Annotated in this window: 19 protein-coding genes; 5 read left to right on the top strand and 14 right to left on the bottom strand. The window is 61.2% G+C overall.

All coding sequences use genetic code 11. The annotated features are described in order from the left end of the window. Positions 1 to 121: 121 nt before the first annotated feature. Positions 122 to 982, top strand: a complete 861-nt coding sequence (locus tag BOP96_RS07385; RefSeq protein ID WP_073452288.1) for a Dyp-type peroxidase — start codon at positions 122 to 124, stop codon at positions 980 to 982. Between the two features lie 30 nt (positions 983 to 1012). Here the strand turns inward: BOP96_RS07385 and BOP96_RS07380 are convergent, their stop codons facing one another. Then, positions 1013 to 1534, bottom strand: a complete 522-nt coding sequence (locus BOP96_RS07380; RefSeq protein ID WP_073452286.1) for a DUF3087 family protein — start codon at positions 1532 to 1534, stop codon at positions 1013 to 1015. 114 nt (positions 1535 to 1648) lie between these two features. On the opposite strand from BOP96_RS07380, the gene BOP96_RS07375 reads away from it, so the two are divergent. After that, positions 1649 to 1828: a hypothetical protein gene (locus BOP96_RS07375; RefSeq protein WP_032902836.1), complete on the top strand. Its 180-nt coding sequence runs from the start codon at positions 1649 to 1651 to the stop codon at positions 1826 to 1828. Between the two features lie 12 nt (positions 1829 to 1840). After that, positions 1841 to 2041 (top strand): DUF6021 family protein, encoded by a 201-nt coding sequence (locus tag BOP96_RS07370; protein ID WP_032902837.1) that lies wholly within the window; start codon positions 1841 to 1843, stop codon positions 2039 to 2041. A gap of 30 nt (positions 2042 to 2071) precedes the next feature. On the opposite strand, the gene BOP96_RS07365 is transcribed toward BOP96_RS07370, so the two are convergent. Further along, the gene (locus BOP96_RS07365; protein WP_003192128.1) at positions 2072 to 2308 is read right to left on the bottom strand and encodes a DUF6555 family protein; all 237 of its coding nucleotides are present in this window, start codon (positions 2306 to 2308) and stop codon (positions 2072 to 2074) included. 120 nt (positions 2309 to 2428) lie between these two features. Here BOP96_RS07365 and BOP96_RS07360 point away from each other — a divergent pair, with 120 nt between their 5' ends. After that, positions 2429 to 3262 carry an arylamine N-acetyltransferase family protein gene (locus tag BOP96_RS07360; protein ID WP_072446046.1) on the top strand — a complete coding sequence of 278 codons (834 nt, stop codon included), beginning with the start codon at positions 2429 to 2431 and terminating at the stop codon, positions 3260 to 3262. A 125-nt stretch (positions 3263 to 3387) separates the two neighbouring features. Then, the gene (locus BOP96_RS07355) at positions 3388 to 4140 is read left to right on the top strand and encodes an outer membrane beta-barrel protein (protein WP_073452284.1); all 753 of its coding nucleotides are present in this window, start codon (positions 3388 to 3390) and stop codon (positions 4138 to 4140) included. 58 nt (positions 4141 to 4198) lie between these two features. On the opposite strand, the gene BOP96_RS07350 is transcribed toward BOP96_RS07355, so the two are convergent. From BOP96_RS07350 to nuoE, 12 genes are all read right to left on the bottom strand, one after another. After that, the gene (locus tag BOP96_RS07350) at positions 4199 to 4513 is read right to left on the bottom strand and encodes a helix-turn-helix domain-containing protein (RefSeq protein ID WP_014718915.1); all 315 of its coding nucleotides are present in this window, start codon (positions 4511 to 4513) and stop codon (positions 4199 to 4201) included. Beyond that, positions 4503 to 4853, bottom strand: coding sequence for a toxin (locus BOP96_RS07345; RefSeq protein ID WP_073452282.1), 351 nt, complete (start codon positions 4851 to 4853; stop codon positions 4503 to 4505). Before BOP96_RS07345 ends, BOP96_RS07350 begins: the two co-directional genes overlap by 11 nt. 238 nt (positions 4854 to 5091) lie before the next feature. Continuing rightward, on the bottom strand, positions 5092 to 6555 hold the full coding sequence (gene nuoN, locus BOP96_RS07340; protein WP_003174731.1) for an NADH-quinone oxidoreductase subunit NuoN: 1464 nt from the start codon (positions 6553 to 6555) through the stop codon (positions 5092 to 5094). 7 nt (positions 6556 to 6562) lie between these two features. After that, entirely contained in the window at positions 6563 to 8095 is a 1533-nt protein-coding gene (nuoM, locus tag BOP96_RS07335) for an NADH-quinone oxidoreductase subunit M (protein ID WP_014718913.1), read from the bottom strand. A gap of 55 nt (positions 8096 to 8150) precedes the next feature. Further along, on the bottom strand, positions 8151 to 10004 hold the full coding sequence (gene nuoL / locus BOP96_RS07330) for an NADH-quinone oxidoreductase subunit L (protein WP_014718912.1): 1854 nt from the start codon (positions 10002 to 10004) through the stop codon (positions 8151 to 8153). Continuing rightward, positions 10001 to 10309, bottom strand: coding sequence for an NADH-quinone oxidoreductase subunit NuoK (nuoK, locus tag BOP96_RS07325; RefSeq protein ID WP_003174727.1), 309 nt, complete (start codon positions 10307 to 10309; stop codon positions 10001 to 10003). Before nuoK ends, nuoL begins: the two co-directional genes overlap by 4 nt. A gap of 2 nt (positions 10310 to 10311) precedes the next feature. Beyond that, a complete protein-coding gene (gene nuoJ, locus BOP96_RS07320) occupies positions 10312 to 10815 on the bottom strand; it encodes an NADH-quinone oxidoreductase subunit J (protein ID WP_003174726.1) in 504 nt (167 codons plus the stop codon). Between the two features lie 9 nt (positions 10816 to 10824). After that, positions 10825 to 11373, bottom strand: a complete 549-nt coding sequence (gene nuoI, locus BOP96_RS07315) for an NADH-quinone oxidoreductase subunit NuoI (RefSeq protein ID WP_014718911.1) — start codon at positions 11371 to 11373, stop codon at positions 10825 to 10827. A gap of 11 nt (positions 11374 to 11384) precedes the next feature. Continuing rightward, entirely contained in the window at positions 11385 to 12392 is a 1008-nt protein-coding gene (gene nuoH, locus BOP96_RS07310) for an NADH-quinone oxidoreductase subunit NuoH (RefSeq protein WP_003174724.1), read from the bottom strand. Continuing rightward, on the bottom strand, positions 12389 to 15103 hold the full coding sequence (nuoG, locus tag BOP96_RS07305) for an NADH-quinone oxidoreductase subunit NuoG (RefSeq protein ID WP_073452280.1): 2715 nt from the start codon (positions 15101 to 15103) through the stop codon (positions 12389 to 12391). Before nuoG ends, nuoH begins: the two co-directional genes overlap by 4 nt. 135 nt (positions 15104 to 15238) lie before the next feature. Beyond that, entirely contained in the window at positions 15239 to 16594 is a 1356-nt protein-coding gene (gene nuoF, locus BOP96_RS07300) for an NADH-quinone oxidoreductase subunit NuoF (RefSeq protein ID WP_005789119.1), read from the bottom strand. Beyond that, on the bottom strand, positions 16591 to 17088 hold the full coding sequence (gene nuoE, locus BOP96_RS07295; protein ID WP_003232080.1) for an NADH-quinone oxidoreductase subunit NuoE: 498 nt from the start codon (positions 17086 to 17088) through the stop codon (positions 16591 to 16593). Before nuoE ends, nuoF begins: the two co-directional genes overlap by 4 nt. Between the last annotated feature and the right edge of the window lie 2 nt (positions 17089 to 17090).

Here is a 17090-nt window from a genome sequence, read left to right as displayed (position 1 = left end):
AGTTGCAAAACATGACTAGAGAGTCACCCAACTGACGGCTCTAAGGCAAGGCTTACGCGCATTGTTGTTCGCAGCGCGGTGCTCGCCGGGTAAACTGCGCGGCTTTTCAGAAGGAGTTCACATGAGTCAGTACCAGCCGGGCATTCTTGCCGCACCGGTGCCTTTGCAGGCCCGCCATCTGTTTTTCGCCCTCGATTCCCTGCAAGCCGTGCCCGCAGCATTGGACGCGCTGGTGCAACTGACGGATGCGCAGGCGGTGGTCGGTTTCGGTGAGCCGCTGGTAAAGGCACTGGGCTCCGAGATTGAAGGGCTGCGCGCATTTCCCTCAGTAAGCGCCCCTGGCGCGCACAACCCGTCCACCCAGCAGGCGTTGTGGGTATGGCTGCATGGGGTGGATCGCGGTGAGTTGCTGCTGCGCAGCCGGGCCGTCGAAAAAGCCCTGGCCCCGGCGTTTGCCCTGGTGCAATCGATTGAAGGCTTCCGCTACAAGACCGGTTTTGACCTGACCGACTACGAAGACGGCACAGAGAACCCTCACGACGATGCCGCCGTGGAAGCGGCGTTGACCGACAGCGGCGCCAGCTTTGCCGCGATCCAGCAATGGCAGCACGATCTCGACGGTTTCGCCGCATTGCCTGCCCAGGAGCGTGATCACATTATCGGCCGTCGCCATGGCGACAACGAAGAACTCGACGACGCCCCGGAATCGGCCCATACCAAACGCACGGCCCAGGAGAGCTTTACCCCGGAAGCCTTCGTGGTACGTCGTTCGATGCCCTGGGCCGAGAATGGCCAAGCGGGGTTGATGTTTCTCGCCTTCGGGCATTCCTTCGATGCGTTTGAGGCCCAGCTTCGGCGTATGAGCGGGTTGGAGGACGGGATCGTCGATGGCCTGTATCGCATCAGCAAGCCGCTGACCGGTGGCTATTACTGGTGCCCGCCGGTGAGGGAAGGGCGCCTGGACCTGAATCTGGTTTTTTAACTGCTTTTTGCCTGCGTCCTGAGGTACGCCTCAAGCGCTTTTGAGCGTTTCCAGCCACGCGGGATCGAGCCGGGTTTGTTCGGTGTCGATCCCCAGCGCGTGCATCCTCGCCTTGTGTGCTTCGATTTCGCCGACCAGTTGCGCCTGGGCGCTGGAGTTGGCGTCCAGCTCGTGCATCTGCGTCAGCCCCAAGTGATAGAAGCGCAACAGTTTGATGGCTGCCGGGTCGTTGGCTTGCACCCGCTCGGTGACCTTGTGCATCACGTTGGTCACGCTCATCAGGCTGCGCTTGAGCTGCCAGCCATACACCGCTGGCGCCAACCAGGCCTGGCTCCAGAACGGGCCACGCACCAGCGCGACCGTGATCAACACGCCGGCGAAGACGCCGCCGACATTGAAGCGAAAATTGTCACCGCCAGGCTCACCGAACAGCATCACCGCCAGGCTCGACAGCAGCATGGCCAAGGCCAGGAACAGCACCGCGACGATCAACGTGCTACGGCGGGTCTGTTGGCGATAGGCAGTGGGGTCGCAGGGTTTGAGTTCGAACATCCGGGGCAGTTCTCCAAAAAGGGCGGTCATCTTCTCACGCCTGGCGCAATGAAGTTGAACGATGGCGCGGGGCGGTTTCTCTAAAATGATGAACCCCTCATGAGGTCAGTCATCATGTCTGAACACAAGCAGCCACCGCCAGGTACACCGGATCCGAACCGTACGCCGGGCGAGGAGGAGCGTGATAACGATGCGTTGCGCCCCAACGATCCCAAAGAGCGCGGTCCGGACAACGATGTCGAGCGCGTAGAAGAAGACCTGGAAAACCTCCACGACAGAGCCCGCCCGCTTTAGCAGGAGAATATGATGAACAAACCTACCGATGGTCCCTCTTCCAACGAACACGCCAGTGGCAAGGATGAACTGGGCTTCGACCCGGACTCGCCGGATGTAGCCGACCCACAGGTCGATCCCATCGGCCCGGCTATTGCGCCGTTGGACAAAAAGGACGACGAGACAGCGAAAAAAAAGCCGCCCTACGATCCGTTGGGCGACTTGAAGCAATGAACCGAGCCCCGCCGTTGTGCGGGGCTTTGTTTACCTGGGCGGCGACCAGCTGACGTCGCTGATACCGTATTTTTCCGCCCAGGGCCGGGTGGTCTTTTTCACCTGTTCGTGACCTACGCGGCCGATGCGGCTGACATGGGCAATGTCGGCATCGACGGCCGCCCAATGCCAGGCCTCGGCGTTGTTCATCACTTCGGCGCGCACCACGAAAGACTTGGGTTTACCGTGTAGCTGATAGTGGACGGTGTAGATTTTTGCGGTACTCATGCTGCCTCCCAATCTTGTTATAGATGGATAGGCCGGCGCTCCAAAAGGTTCATTCAAAATGACAACGCAGGCAGAGGCGCGGCATAGTGACGCTCTTGCCCTGCGCCCAAGGATCGCGCCATGCACACACTCACCGATAGCCGCCTGTACCTGCAACGCCTGGGCTATGCATCGCCACCGCCGCCCACCCTGCAAACCCTGCGAGACTTGCAACTGCGCCATGTGTGCAGCTTTGCCTTTGAAAGCCTGTCGACCTTGATGCATGCACCGGTACCCATCGACCTGCCCAGCGTTGAGCGCAAGGTGCTGCACGAGGGGCGCGGCGGCTATTGCTACGAGTTGAACCAGCTGTTCCTGGCACTCTTGCAGGAACTGGGCTTCGAGGCCCGTGGCATCACCGGGCGTGTGGTGATCGGCGGCCCACCAGACGCCCACACTGGGCGAACCCATCGCTTGAGCCTGGTGACCCTCGACGGCGTGCGCTATATCACCGATGTCGGTTTTGGCGGCATGGTGCCCAGCAGCCCGTTGCAACTGGACAACGACGCACCCCAGGCCACCGCTCATGAGCCTTATCGCCTGACGCTCAAACACGGCAGCTACACGCTGTGGGCGCAGGTGGGCGAGGAGTGGCGTGGCCTGTACGTGTTCGATCTGCAAACCCAGGCCGACATCGACTATGAAATCGGCAACTGGTATGTCTCCACGCACCCAGGCTCCCCGTTTGTAGGGCAGTTGAAAGCCGCGTTGCTTGCGCCTGGCAGGCGCCATACGTTGGCCAACGCCCGCTATGCGGTTCATTACCTGGATCGGCCCAGCGAGAAGCGCAAGCTGGAGAGTGCTGATGAGTTGCTGACGTTATTGCGCGACACCTTCGGCATTTGTTTGCCGGCTCAGCCGCAACTTCGCGAAGCGGTTGAGCACCTGATCAGGGCCGATCTCGAAGAGTATTGAGATAGAGCCTTCGCTGAACCGTTTTTTCTCCATTTTGGTGCAAATCAGTTCGAACTTTTTGCAAACGCCAAGGTTCGAACCGATTCCTGAATACTTTGCCCACCTTAAAATGGAGATGTAAAACGATGTCCAAACTATTCGGAAAATTCCTCAAGAACACCTCGTTGCTGGCCCTGGTGGCTGCGCCTGGCGTGGTGTTCGCAGCACCTTCCACCGACCCGATTTCCACGTTCGGGATCATGGGCAGCTACAACGACTTCAAACTTGAAGGCGGTAGCGAAAGCGACAAGGACCACATGCCCGAAGCCGGCCTGTTCTACAACTTCGGCAACAAGCTCACCGCCGAATCCGGCTTCATTTACCAGGCCGGTATCGAAGCCAAGTACGGCGAGAAGAGCGATAACAAGCTCAAGGAAGGCCAGGCCGACCTCGACCTCGGCTGGCGTGCCGCGCTGGATGCGCGCAACTTCGTCGATGTGATCGTGGGCGGTGGCTACACCTGGACTCGCTACGAGCCGGACACCAATGGCTACGACATGAAGCTCACCAATAAGTCGCCGTTTGCCAAGGCAGCCCTGGGCTACAACCACCAGTTCGATGACATGACCCTGCGCGTTGAAGCCGGCGCCCGTCGCACCATCGACGGGCGCGCCAAGCTCAAGGTGGACGGCGTTGGCAGCGACAGCGTGGACCTCAAGGACCGCACCAACCCATACGCCGAAGTCAGCCTGCTGATGAACCAGAAGGGCGACCTGCCAGTGATGGCGGGCCTGTATTACACCCGCACCGAGTACAAGCTCGATAACGATTCCTATGTGGCCGACAACACCAAGCTCAAGCGTGATGAGTACGGTTTCAAGGTGGGTATCGCGTTCTGACGCTGTTGCACTGAAAAAACGCCCCGAACTGCCGGGGCGTTTTTTTTCGGCTTGCAGGTCAGCCCAGTGCGGCCAGTTGCGCCACGGTTTCCGGAAAGCGCGCCACCAGGCGGATCAGGGTGACGGCCTGGGCGTTGGGTTTGGCCCGGCCTTGTTCCCAGTTCTCCAGGGTGCGGGTGTTGGTACGCAGATACATGGCGAATACCGACCGGGAGAGGTTGAGTTGCTGGCGCACAGCGATCACCTCGTCTGCGGTAAGCGGCGCCAGCTTGTTGAGGTGCACTTTGTGGTTGCGCAGGGTGATTTTACCCTGGCGTTCATCGGCCAAAGCGTCGAAGCCTTCGACCAGTTCGGAAAAGATGTCACGTTTCATTGTGCATTCTCGCTTTGATTTCCCTGACCAGCATGTGTTTAAGGGCTTTCTTGTGTTGCGGTGCCAGGTCGTTTTGTTCGTGTTTGCCGTACAAGGTGAATAACCAGAATTGCGTACCGCCTGACCACCAGTAGTAAATGACCCGCAGGCCACCGCGCTTGCCTTTGTTTCGTCGCTCATCGACGAAGCGAACCTTTCTCAACCCGCCCGTTCCCTCGATCACGTCTCCCGCTTCTGGGTTTTTCATCAACTCCTGCTGAAAACCGTGAAAAAGCTCATCGCTCAGATAGTCCCTGCGATGCCGTTCGAATGCCGGCAGTTCGATAAATAGAGCATCCATGTTCTGTACGTAGCCTGCGTATAGTTTGGTAGCCCACTCGCTATGGGTCAAGCGCCCAAGCTGTGGGAACTTTCTTAAAACGCAAACACCTTAAGGCCGCATCCAGCGGGGTAGATGCCGGATGAGGAGGCAGATTGAAGAGGAAATTTCAGCGAGTAGGGAAGGGAAAAAGCCAAGCTACAGAAACGCAAAACGGCGCCCAAAGGCGCCGTTCTGTTTACTGCATCAACCTAAGCGATCAAACGCCCAGCACCGCGTGCTGCACCAGGGTGAGCAACGGTTGTGGGTACACGCCCAGGAAGAACGCGAGCAGGGCGATAGCCAGCAGCATGACGCCGCCTGCCTTCTGTTCCCAATGCAGCTCGGCATCTACACGGCGCAGGTTTGGCTCGATCAGGTACAGGGTGACCATCACGCGCAGGTAGTAGAACACGCCGATGGCGCTGCCCAGTACCAACGAGGCAACCAGCCACCATTCGTGGGCTTCGACACCGGTCGCGACGATGTAGAACTTGCCGATAAAGCCCGCCGTCAGCGGAATGCCGGCCAGGGACAGCATCATCACGGTGAGCACGGCGGTCAGGTACGGACGGCGCCAGAACAGGCCGCGGTATTCGTACAGGGCGTCGGCGTCACGGCCTTTGTACGGCGACGACATCAAGGTGATGACGCCGAACGCACCCAGGCTGGTGATCACGTAGGTGACCAGGTACACGCCAATGGCTTCCACGGCCAGGCCTTTGCTCGCCACCAAGGCGATCAGCAGGTAGCCGAAGTGGGCGATGGACGAATAACCCAGCAGACGCTTGAGGTTGTTCTGGGTCAGCGCCAGCAGGTTACCGAACAGGATCGACGCAATGGCGATCACCGTCAGCACGTTGCTCAGCACGCCGGTGTTGGCGGCAGGGGAGATCTGGAACAGACGCACCATCACTGCAAACACGGCCACTTTCGACGCGGTCGCCAGGAACGCGGCCACCGGCGCCGGGGCGCCTTCGTACACGTCTGGGGTCCACAGGTGGAATGGCACCAGCGACAGCTTGAACGCCAGGCCGATCAGCATCATCGCCAGGCCCAACTGGGCAATCGGCGCCGGGCTGTTGGTGGCGGCCAGCGCGTGGCCGATACCGGTGAAGCTCAGGCTGCCGGCTTCGGCGTAGAGCAGGGCCATACCGAACAACAGGAACGCGGAACCGGCTGCCGACAGCACCATGTACTTGATGCCGGCTTCCAGGGAGCGTTTGTTGAAGAAGGCATAGGCCACCAGGCCGTAGGTCGGGATCGACAGCAGTTCCAGGCCGATGAACAAGCCAGCCAGGTGCTGCGCGCTGACCAGCACGATACCGCCGGCCGCAGCCAGCAGGATCAGCAGGTACAGCTCTTCGCGGTTGCCCGGGTAGCCGGTGCCGCCTTCGCCGAGGTAGGCGTGGGCGAGGGTGACGCAGGCCAGGGTCGCCACCAGGATCAGGGCGATGTACAGCAGCGCGAAGTCATCGACCATCATCAATGGCGTGACTGCCAGTGGCGCGACCTTGAGGGCCGGGATGATCGACAGCAGGGCCAGGTTCAACCCGGCGCAGGACAGCAGGAACGTTTGCGAGTGATTGCGGCGCCAGGCGATTGCCAGCATCACCACCACGATGGTGAGGCTGGTAATCAGCAGCGGCGCAAGCGCGATAAAGTGTTGGATCGTGAATTCCATAGCGCTCTTACCGGGCCGAAGCGAGTTGGGAGAAGGCGGTGCCGAACCACTGCTGCACGCCATGCATCGTTGCGGCAGAAGTGTCCAGGAACGGTTGCGGGTACACGCCGATGAAGATCAGCAGTACCGCAAGGCCGAGCACCATGATCAGTTCGCGCGCGTCCATGCCTTGCAGGACGGTGTCGGACTTGGCCGGGCCGAAGTAGGCGCGGTGGATCATGATCAGCGAGTAGACCGAACCGAACACCAGGCCGGAGGTAGCAATGGCACTGATCCACGGCGTCTGCACAAAGGCACCCATCAGGATCAGGAACTCGCCGATGAAGTTACCGGTACCCGGCAAGCCCAGGGATGCGGCGGCGAAGAACAGGCTGATCGCCGGCAGGTATGCGATGCGCGACCACACCCCACCCATCTCACGCATGTCACGGGTGTGCAGGCGTTCGTACAGCTGGCCACTGAGGATAAAGAGGGCAGCGGCCGAAACACCGTGGGCCAACATCTGGATCACTGCGCCTTGCAACGCCAGCTGGCTGCCGGAGTAGATGCCGATCAGTACGAAACCCATGTGGGAAACGGACGAGAAGGCAATCAGACGCTTGATGTCGGTTTGGGCGAAGGCCAGGAACGCACCGTAGAAGATCCCGATCAGACCCAGGGTCATGGCAATCGGCGCGAACTCGGCCGAGGCATTCGGGAACAGCGGCAGGGCGAAACGCAGCAGGCCGTAGGCGGCGGTCTTCAACAGGATACCGGCCAGGTCCACGGAACCGGCAGTCGGCGCCTGGGCGTGGGCGTCAGGCAACCAGGAGTGGAACGGCACCACCGGCAGCTTCACCGCGAAGGCGATGAAGAAGCCCAGCATCAGCACGTACTCGGTGGTCAGCGACATCTTGGTTTTCAACAGGTCGGCGTAGTTGAAGGTAATCACGCCGGTGTTGTTGAAGTTGACCAGGACCAGACCCAGGATCGCCACCAACATGATCAGGCCGGAAGCCTGGGTGAAGATGAAGAACTTGGTCGCTGCGTAGATCCGGGTTTTCTTGCCGTCCGAAGAACTGTGACCCCAGAGCGCGATGAGGAAGTACATCGGCACCAGCATCATTTCCCAGAAGAAGAAGAACATGAACAGGTCGAGGGCGAGGAACACGCCGACAACGCCGCCCAGGATCCACATCAGGTTCAGGTGGAAGAAGCCCACATGACGCTGGATCTCTTTCCAGGAGCAGAGTACCGAGAGGATACCCAGCAGGCCGGTCAGCAGGATCATCAACAGCGACAGGCCGTCGAGGGCCAGGTGCACATTGATGCCGAAGCGCTGGATCCACACGTGCTTGAATTCAAGCGCGAAGGTGGGATCGACACCCGGTGCCGGAGCGAATGAATAGTCACCGTGGGCCCACAGCCAGAGGCCGAGCGCGAGTTCCAGGGACATGGTCAGCAACGCAATCCAGCGGGGGAGGGTGGCGCCGAAGCGTTCACCCATCCAGCAGAGCAGGCCGCCGATAAAGGGGATCAGGATTAGCCAGGGCAGAATCATGACGGGCTCGTTTCCTTTCGCAAGTTTGCAAAGTACGCAGTGCACTTAAACATAGTCAGACCGCTACCACGACGATGGCGCCGATCACCAGCACGGCACCGGCCGCCATGGACGCTGCATACCAACGCAATTGGCCGGTCTCGCTGCGGCTCAGGGCGGTGTGACCGGCCTTAGCGGCACGCGGGATCAAACCGATGGTCTGGTCGAGCGGGTCTTTGCGCAGCACGTGGCTGATCGCAAGGTAAGGTTTGACGAACAGTTTGTCGTAGATCCAGTCGAAGCCCCAGGCGGCGAACCACCAGGCCGACAGGAAGCGACCAATGCCACTGTTGGCCACGGCAGTCACGAAGCGACGCTTGCCGAGGAACAGCAGGGCCGCCAGCAGGATACCGGCGATGGCGATGGCGCCCGAGGCGATTTCCAGGCTGTGCTGGGCTTCGCCGCCGGCATGGCCGACGCTTTGTGGCAATACACCGTGCAGTGGCGGGGTGATCATCGCACCGACGAAGGTCGACAGGATGATCAGCACCGACAGTGGCAACCAGTGGGAGATGCCGTGGCCTGCGTGCGCTTCGGTCTTGGCTTCACCGTGGAAGGTGATGAAGATCAGGCGGAAGGTGTACAGCGAGGTCATGAACGCACCCACCAGGCCTGCGTACAGCAGGTTCTGGTTACCGCTGGCAAAGGCTTCCCAGAGGATCTCGTCCTTGGAGTAGAAACCGGCGGTCACCAACGGCAGGGCGGCCAGGGCGGCACCACCGACGATGAAGCTGGCGTAGGCCAGTGGCAGTTTCTTCCACAGGCCGCCCATCTTGAAGATGTTCTGCTCGTGGTGGCAGGCGACGATCACCGCACCGGAGGCGAGGAACAGCAACGCCTTGAAGAACGCGTGGGTCATCAGGTGGAAGATCGCCGCGTCCCAGGCGCCAACGCCCAGGGCCAGGAACATGTAGCCGATCTGGCTCATGGTCGAGTAGGCGAGGATACGTTTGATGTCGGTCTGCACCAGCGCGGCGAAGCCGGCCAGTACCAGGGTCACGCCGCCCACGATGCCTACAAGGTGCAGGATGTCCGGCGCCAGGGTGAACAGGCCGTGGGTACGGGCGATCAGGTAGACACCGGCGGTCACCATGGTGGCGGCGTGGATCAGTGCCGACACCGGGGTAGGGCCGGCCATCGCATCCGCCAGCCAGGTTTGCAGTGGCAGTTGCGCAGATTTACCCACGGCGCCGCCCAGCAGCATCAGGGTGGCCAGGGTGATCCAGAAGTCGCCGACCTGGAATTTCTGCGGTGCCAGCACCAGCAGTTCCTGGATGTTCAGCGTGCCCACCTGTTGGAACAGGATGAACAGGCCTATGGCCATGAACACGTCGCCGATGCGGGTGACGATAAATGCCTTGAGTGCCGCGTTACCGTTGTTGCGGTTGCTGTAGTAGAAACCGATCAACAGGTACGAGCACAGGCCCACGCCTTCCCAGCCGAAATACAGGAACAACAGGTTATCGCCCAGCACCAGGAACAGCATGCTGGCGATAAACAGGTTGGTGTACGAGAAGAAGCGCGAGTAACCCGCTTCACCGCGCATGTACCAGGATGCGAACAGGTGGATCAGGAAGCCCACACCCACCACCACGCCGAGCATGGTGATCGACAGGCCGTCGATGTAGAGGGCGAAGTTGGGCTTGAAGCCCTCGACCGCCATCCACTGCCACAGCACCAGGGTGTAGTGACCGCCTTCAGGCGGTGCCACGTTGAATTGCCAGATGACGTAGGCGGCCACGATGGCCGACAGGCCGATGGAGCCCACGCCGATCAGGGCCGAGAGGTTTTCCGACCAGCGCCCGCGAGAGAACGACAGCAGCAGGAAACCGATCAGGGGGAATACGAAAGTCAGAAAGATCATGTTCATCCGCGCATCTCACTGGCAGCGTCGATATCAAGCGTGTGGAAGCGACGATACAGCTGCAGCAGGATCGCCAGGCCAATACTGGCTTCGGCGGCTGCCAGGCTGATCACCAGGATGAACATCACTTGCCCATCCGGCTGGCCCCAACGTGCGCCTGCCACAATGAACGCCAGTGCCGCGGCGTTCATCATGATTTCCAGGCTCATCAACACGAACAGAATGTTACGGCGAACCATCAGGCCGACCAGGCCAAGGCAGAACAGGATGCCGGCGACCGCCAGACCATGCTCCAAAGGGATAGCAGGCATCGTCATTGCTCCTTGGCTTCGTTGCGGCCCAAGTGGAAGGCAGTGATGGCTGCGGCGAGCAGCAGCATCGAAGCCAGTTCGACCACCAGCAGGTACGGGCCGAACAGGCTGATGCCCACGGCTTTCGCGTCTACGGTGGTGTGGCCGATGGCCTGGCCGCTCTGGTGAGCGAACAGCACATACAGCAGTTCACCCAGCAGCAGCGCTGCGAGGACAACCGGGCCGAGCCAGATGCCGGGCTTGAGCCAGACGCGCTCCTGGGCGACCGAAGCCGGCCCCAGGTTGAGCATCATCACCACAAACACGAACAGCACCATGATGGCGCCGGCGTAGGCGATCACTTCCAGCACACCGGCGAACGGTGCGCCGAGGCTGAAGAAGGTCATGGCCACGGCGATCAGCGAAATGATCAGGTAGAGCAGGGCGTGCACGGGGTTAGTGTTGGTGATCACGCGAAGCGTGGACACCACTGCAATACCCGATGCGAAATAGAAAGCGAATTCCATCTTTCTTCCTTAAGGCAGCAAGCTCTTCACGTTGATCGGCTCGGCTTCGTTTTGTGCGGCGCCTTTTGGCTTACCGGCAACGGCCATACCTGCAACACGATAGAAGTTGTAATCAGGGTTTTTACCGGTACCTGCGATCAAAAGATCTTCTTTCTCGTACACCAGGTCCTGACGTTTGAACTCGGCCATCTCGAAATCCGGTGTGAGCTGGATCGCGGTGGTCGGGCAAGCTTCCTCGCAGAGGCCGCAGAAAATGCAGCGCGAGAAGTTGATGCGGAAGAAGTCCGGGTACCAGCGACCGTCTTCGGTTTCAGCTTTCTGCAGGGAGATGCAACCCACCGGGCACGCCACGGCGCACAGGTTGCAGGCTACGCAACGCTCTTCGCCGTCGGGGTCGCGGGTCAGTACGATGCGGCCGCGATAGCGCGGCGGCAGGTACACCGCTTCTTCGGGGTATTGCAGGGTGTCGCGTTTGCGAAAGCCGTGACCGAACACCATCACCAGGCTTCGCAACTGGGTACCGGTACCCTTAACGATGTCGCCAATATATTTGAACATGGGTCAAATCCTCACTGAACCGCGGCAGCGGGCGTGTTCAACAACACGACGGCAGCCGTCACCAGCAAATTGATCAGGGTCAGCGGCAGGCAGAATCTCCAGCTGAAATCCATCACCTGGTCATAACGCGGGCGCGGAATCGAGGCGCGCAGCAGGATGAACAGCATGATGAAGAACGCGGTCTTCAGGAAGAACCAGAAGAAGGCCAACTGCGGCAGGATGCCAAACGGACCGTGCCAGCCGCCGAAGAACAGCGTGACCAGCAGGGCCGAGATCAAGATGATGCCGATGTACTCACCGACGAAGAACATGCCCCACTTCATGCCGGCATATTCAATGTGGTAACCGTCGGCCAGTTCCTGTTCCGCTTCCGGCTGGTCGAACGGGTGACGGTGAGTCACGGCCACGCCAGCGATGAAGAAGGTGCAGAAGCCGAAGAACTGCGGAATGATGAACCACAGGTTCTGTGCCTGGTACTCGACGATGTCGCGCATGTTGAACGAGCCAACCTGCACCACGATGCCCATCAGTGCCAACCCCATGAACACTTCATAGGATACGGTTTGCGCCGAGGCACGCAAGCTGCCCAGCAGGGCGAACTTGTTGTTGCTCGACCAACCGGCGAACAGCACCGCGTATACCGACAAACCGGCCATGGCGAAGAAGAACAGCAAGCCGATGTTCAGGTCCGCCACGCCCCAGGTCGGGGTGATCGGGATGATCGCAAACGCAATCAGCAAGGCGCTCATGGCGACCACCGGTGCCAGGGTGAAGATCACCTTGTCGGCAAACGGCGGGGTCCAGTCTTCCTTGAAGAACATTTTCAGCATGTCGGCAGCGATCTGGAACATGCCGAACGGGCCAACGCGGTTCGGACCGTAACGGTCCTGCCACCAGCCCAGCAGGCGACGTTCGACGAAGCTGAGCAGGGCGCCCGCGACGACCACGGCCAACAGGATCACGATGGCCTTGACCACCGAGATGATCACGTCAATTACTTCCGGCGTGAACCAAGTCATTGCGCTGCCTCCTGCAGACCGTCAACGGTTTTGCCGAAAATGGCAGGCGGAATACCGGCGATGCCTTTAGGCAGTGCAACCAGGCCGGCACCCAGCTCGTCATTGATACGCAGCGGCAGACGCAGGGTCTGGCCGGCCACGTTGAGGCTGAGCAGGGCACCGTCGTTGACGCCCAGGCGGTCGGCTTCGGACTTGGCCACGGACACATAGGCGGCAGGAATGCGCTCTTGAACCGGCGCGGCCTTGGAAGAGGTCTCTTCGCTGCCGAACAGGTGGAAGAACGGCACGACCTGCCAGGTGCCCGGCGCCGGGTTGAACGGACGCGGTACCGCAGCGAACCAGTTCAGCGAGTCACCGCTGCTTTCGATCAGGCGAGTGCCTGGGTCGCCAGCGCGGATATGACCACCGACTTCGTCCTGGAACTTGTTCCAGGCCTGCGGCGAGTTCCAGCCCGGCGACCAGGCAAATGGCACCTGCTGACGCGGTTCGGCCGAACCCGAGTAACCTTCCATGGAGAAGGCAAACGCGGTGTCGTTGTCTTGCGGGGTACGCGGCTCGTGCACGCTGATGTCAGCACGCATGGCGGTGCGGCCGGAGTAGCGCAGCGGCTCACGTGCCAGTTTCAGGCCCTTGATGCGGAACGCGGCGGACGGCGCGGCATCGACGATACGAGCAAGCTGCGGCGCGCTGGCGGCGGTGGCAGCGGTCACGTGGTCGAGCTGAGTCCAGTCGATCGGCTGGTTCAGCAGGGTGGCGCGCAGGGCATGCAGCCAGCGCCAGCCTTCGTGCACCAGGATGCTGGCGTCCATGTACTTCGGATCGAACACCTGGAAGAAGCGCTGGGCGCGGCCTTCCTGGCTGACCAGGGTACCGTCGCCTTCGGCGAAGGTGGCGGCTGGCAGCACCAGATCGGCGCGGTCGCTGGTGGCGGTCTTCTGGTGGTCGGCGACGATCAGCACCTTGGCCGCATCCAGTGCCGCGTCAACCTTGGCCGCAGCGGTGCGGGTGTACAGGTCGTTTTCCAGTACCACGATGGCATCGGCGTTGCCGTCGATCACGGCTTGCAGCGCAGCGTCCACGGACTCGCCACCGAGCATGGCCAGGCCCAGGCTGTTGGCTTCCGGCACTACCAGGCTGATGGAGCCGTTCTTGTCGCGCAGCTTCAGGGCCTTGGCGATGTTGGCAGCGGCTTCGATCAGCGCCTTGGAACCCAACGAGGTGCCTGCGATGATCAATGGGCGCTTGGCCGCTAGCAAGGCGTCGGCAATGCGCTGGGCCAGTTCAACGGCTTCAGCGTCGAGGCCTTCAACGGCAGGCGCGCTGGCGTCGAGTGCGTGGGCCACGGCGAAACCGAGGCGGGCCAGATCGTCCGGCGCAGCGTGCACGCATTCTTCGGCGATGTCGTCGAGCTTGGTTTCAGCCAGGGAGGCGATAAACAGCGGGTTCAGCGCGTGCTGGCCGATGTTTTTCACCGCGGCGTCGAGCCACGGCTGTACGCGCATGGCGTCGGCCATTTCTTCGGCCTTGCCTTTGACCGATTGACGCAGCGACAGCGCGATACGCGCGGCGGTCTGGGTCAGGTCTTCACCGAGCACGAAGATCGCATCGTGGTCTTCGATGTCGCGCATGTTCGGCACGGGCAGCGGGCTGTCGTTCAGCACTTGCAGGACCAGGCGGATGCGCTCCAGCTCGCTGGCTTCGATACCGCAGTAGAAGTGCTCGGCACCTACCAGCTCGCGCAACGCGAAGTTGCTTTCGAGGCTGGCGCGTGGCGAACCGATACCCACGATATTGCGCCCGCGCAACAGGTCGGCAGCCTTATCCAGCGCTGCGTCCAGGCTCAGCTTGGCGCCATCGGCCAGCAGGGGCTGGCGTGGGCGGTCTTCGCGGTTGACGTAGCCATAGCCGAAACGGCCACGGTCGCACAGGAAGTACTGGTTGACCGAACCGTTGAAGCGGTTTTCGATACGACGCAGTTCACCGTAGCGCTCGCCCGGGGAGATGTTGCAACCGCTGGAGCAGCCATGGCAGATGCTCGGCGCAAATTGCATGTCCCACTTACGGTTGTAGCGCTCGGAGTGGGTCTTGTCGGTGAACACACCGGTCGGGCAGACCTCGGTGAGGTTGCCGGAGAACTCGCTCTCCAGCACGCCGTCTTCAACGCGACCGAAGTACACGTTGTCGTGGGCGCCGAACACGCCGAGGTCGGTGCCGCCGGCGTAGTCTTTATAGAAGCGCACGCAGCGGTAGCAGGCGATGCATCGGTTCATTTCGTGGGAAATGAACGGGCCGAGGTCCTGGTTCTGGTGGGTACGCTTGGTGAAGCGATAACGGCGCTCGTTGTGGCCTGTCATCACCGTCATGTCTTGCAGGTGGCAGTGACCGCCTTCCTCACAGACCGGGCAGTCGTGGGGGTGGTTGGTCATCAGCCATTCGACAACGCTGGCGCGGAACGCCTTGGATTCTTCATCGTCGATGGAGATCCAGGTGTTGTCGGTGGCTGGGGTCATGCAGGACATGACGATACGACCACGGGTGTCGTTCTCGTCGGTGTATTGCTTGACCGCACACTGGCGACAGGCACCGACGCTACCAAGCGCGGGGTGCCAGCAGAAATACGGGATGTCGAGGCCGAGTGACAGACACGCCTGTAACAGGTTGTCCGCCCCATCGACTTCGAGCGCTTTGCCGTCTACGTGGATAGTGGCCATGGTTCAAAGTTCTTCGTTGGCCCGTTGTCAGCGGGCGTGGCTAATGGAATCTTGTTATTCATGTGCATCTACACAGCCCTTACGGCGTCAGCACATGAGCAGGCGAAGGGCACGGACCCTTCGCCTGTTTAAGCGTTACGCGCCGACTACGATCGGCTTCGCCAGAGGCGGGACGGCGGCGCTGGTGGGCGCGATGCCGGCTTCGAACTCCGAGCGGAAGTATTTGATTGCGCTGCCCAATGGCTCCACGGCGCCCGGTGCGTGAGCACAGAAAGTCTTGCCTGGGCCGAGGAAACCGACCAGACCCAGCAGGGTTTCGATGTCGCCCTCGCGGCCTTCGCCATTTTCCAGGGCCATCAGCAGCTTGACGCTCCAAGGCAGGCCGTCGCGGCATGGGGTGCAGAAGCCGCAGGATTCGCGGGCAAAAAACTGCTCCATGTTGCGCAGCAACGAGACCATGTTCACGGTGTTGTCGACCGCCATCGCCAGGCCGGTACCCATCCGGGTGCCCACCTTGCCGATACCGCCGGCATACATCTGTGCATCGAGGTGCTCGGGCAGCAGGAAACCGGTGCCGGCGCCGCCTGGCTGCCAGGCTTTCAAGGTGTAGCCGTCGCGCATACCGCCGGCGTAGTCCTCGAACAGCTCGCGTGCGGTCACGCCGAATGGCAGTTCCCACAGGCCAGGGTTCTTGACCTTGCCGGAGAAGCCCATGAGCTTGGTGCCCATGTCTTCGCTGCCTTCGCGGGCCAGGGATTTGTACCAGTCCACGCCGTCGGCGATGATCGCCGGCACGTTGCACAGGGTCTCGACGTTGTTCACACACGTCGGCTTGCCCCACACGCCCACGGCGGCGGGGAAGGGCGGCTTGGAACGCGGGTTGGCGCGGCGGCCTTCGAGGGAGTTGATCAGTGCGGTCTCTTCACCGCAGATATAACGCCCGGCGCCGGTGTGCACGAACAGTTCGAAGTCAAAACCGGAACCGAGGATATTCTTGCCCAACAGGCCAGCGGCCTTGGCTTCTGCCACTGCACGGTTGAGGTGCTTGGCGGCGGTGGTGTACTCGCCACGCAGGAAGATATAGCCACGGTAGGTCTTGAGCGCACGGGCACTGATCAACATGCCTTCGATCAGCAGATGGGGCAGTTGCTCCATCAGCATGCGGTCTTTCCAGGTGTTGGGCTCCATTTCATCCGCGTTGCACAGCAGGTAGCGGATGTTGATGGATTCGTCCTTGGGCATCAGGCCCCACTTCACGCCAGTGGGGAAGCCTGCGCCGCCGCGGCCCTTGAGACCGGCGTCTTTCACGGTCTGGACGATATCGTCCTGGGCCATGTCGGCGAAAGCTTTGCGCGCAGCGGCGTAGCCGTTCTTGGCCTGGTATTCGTCGAGCCATACCGGCTCGCCGTCGTCACGCAAGCGCCAGGTCAGCGGGTGGGTCTCGGCCGAACGCTTGATCAGGTTGGCCGGGCCGAAAGAGGTCAGGGTCATGGGTAGCCCTCGAGCAATTGGGTCACGCCAGCAGGCTGTACGTCACCGAATGTGTCGTCGTCGATCATCAACGCCGGCGCCTTGTCGCAGTTGCCCAGGCAGCACACCGGCAGCAGCGTGAAGCGGCCGTCGGCGGTGGTCTGGCCGAGGCCGATGCCCAGCTTGGCCTGGATTTCGCTGACCACGGACTCATGGCCACCGATGTAGCAGACCATGCTGTCGCACACACGAATGATGTGGCGGCCCACCGGTTGGCGGAAGATCTGGCTGTAGAACGTCGCCACGCCTTCAACGTCGCTGGCGGGGATGCCGAGGATCTCGCCGATGGCGTAGAGGGCGCCGTCGGGCACCCAGCCACGTTCCTTCTGGACGATCTTCAGGGCTTCGATCGACGCCGCGCGCGGGTCTTCGTAGTGATGCAGCTCGTGCTCGATGGCCGAGCGCTCGGTTTCACTCAAGGTGAAACGGTCTGTCTGGATAAGCGTGCTGTTCATGC

The sequence above is a fragment of the Pseudomonas sp. FSL W5-0203 genome, assembly GCF_001896155.1.
GTDB classification, from domain to species: domain Bacteria; phylum Pseudomonadota; class Gammaproteobacteria; order Pseudomonadales; family Pseudomonadaceae; genus Aquipseudomonas; species Aquipseudomonas paracarnis.
Note: the sequence above shows the minus strand (reverse complement) of the source record. Positions and strands in the feature narration are given on the sequence as shown.

Excerpts from the sequence above, each read along its gene's own strand:
- nuoM (WP_014718913.1), bottom strand. The coding sequence starts at position 8,095 with ATGATTCTGCCCTGGCTAATCCTGATCCCCTTTATCGGCGGCCTGCTC.
- BOP96_RS07350 (WP_014718915.1), bottom strand. The coding sequence starts at position 4,513 with ATGAAACGTGACATCTTTTCCGAACTGGTCGAAGGCTTCGACGCTTTG.
- nuoH (WP_003174724.1), bottom strand. The coding sequence starts at position 12,392 with ATGACTTGGTTCACGCCGGAAGTAATTGACGTGATCATCTCGGTGGTC.
- BOP96_RS07355 (WP_073452284.1), top strand. The coding sequence starts at position 3,388 with ATGTCCAAACTATTCGGAAAATTCCTCAAGAACACCTCGTTGCTGGCC.
- nuoL (WP_014718912.1), bottom strand. The coding sequence starts at position 10,004 with ATGAACATGATCTTTCTGACTTTCGTATTCCCCCTGATCGGTTTCCTG.
- nuoI (WP_014718911.1), bottom strand. The coding sequence starts at position 11,373 with ATGTTCAAATATATTGGCGACATCGTTAAGGGTACCGGTACCCAGTTG.
- nuoF (WP_005789119.1), bottom strand. The coding sequence starts at position 16,594 with ATGACCCTGACCTCTTTCGGCCCGGCCAACCTGATCAAGCGTTCGGCC.
- BOP96_RS07345 (WP_073452282.1), bottom strand. The coding sequence starts at position 4,853 with ATGGATGCTCTATTTATCGAACTGCCGGCATTCGAACGGCATCGCAGG.
- nuoJ (WP_003174726.1), bottom strand. The coding sequence starts at position 10,815 with ATGGAATTCGCTTTCTATTTCGCATCGGGTATTGCAGTGGTGTCCACG.
- BOP96_RS07380 (WP_073452286.1), bottom strand. The coding sequence starts at position 1,534 with ATGTTCGAACTCAAACCCTGCGACCCCACTGCCTATCGCCAACAGACC.
- nuoK (WP_003174727.1), bottom strand. The coding sequence starts at position 10,309 with ATGCCTGCTATCCCTTTGGAGCATGGTCTGGCGGTCGCCGGCATCCTG.
- BOP96_RS07385 (WP_073452288.1), top strand. The coding sequence starts at position 122 with ATGAGTCAGTACCAGCCGGGCATTCTTGCCGCACCGGTGCCTTTGCAG.
- BOP96_RS07360 (WP_072446046.1), top strand. The coding sequence starts at position 2,429 with ATGCACACACTCACCGATAGCCGCCTGTACCTGCAACGCCTGGGCTAT.
- nuoE (WP_003232080.1), bottom strand. The coding sequence starts at position 17,088 with ATGAACAGCACGCTTATCCAGACAGACCGTTTCACCTTGAGTGAAACC.
- BOP96_RS07370 (WP_032902837.1), top strand. The coding sequence starts at position 1,841 with ATGAACAAACCTACCGATGGTCCCTCTTCCAACGAACACGCCAGTGGC.
- nuoN (WP_003174731.1), bottom strand. The coding sequence starts at position 6,555 with ATGGAATTCACGATCCAACACTTTATCGCGCTTGCGCCGCTGCTGATT.
- nuoG (WP_073452280.1), bottom strand. The coding sequence starts at position 15,103 with ATGGCCACTATCCACGTAGACGGCAAAGCGCTCGAAGTCGATGGGGCG.
- BOP96_RS07375 (WP_032902836.1), top strand. The coding sequence starts at position 1,649 with ATGTCTGAACACAAGCAGCCACCGCCAGGTACACCGGATCCGAACCGT.
- BOP96_RS07365 (WP_003192128.1), bottom strand. The coding sequence starts at position 2,308 with ATGAGTACCGCAAAAATCTACACCGTCCACTATCAGCTACACGGTAAA.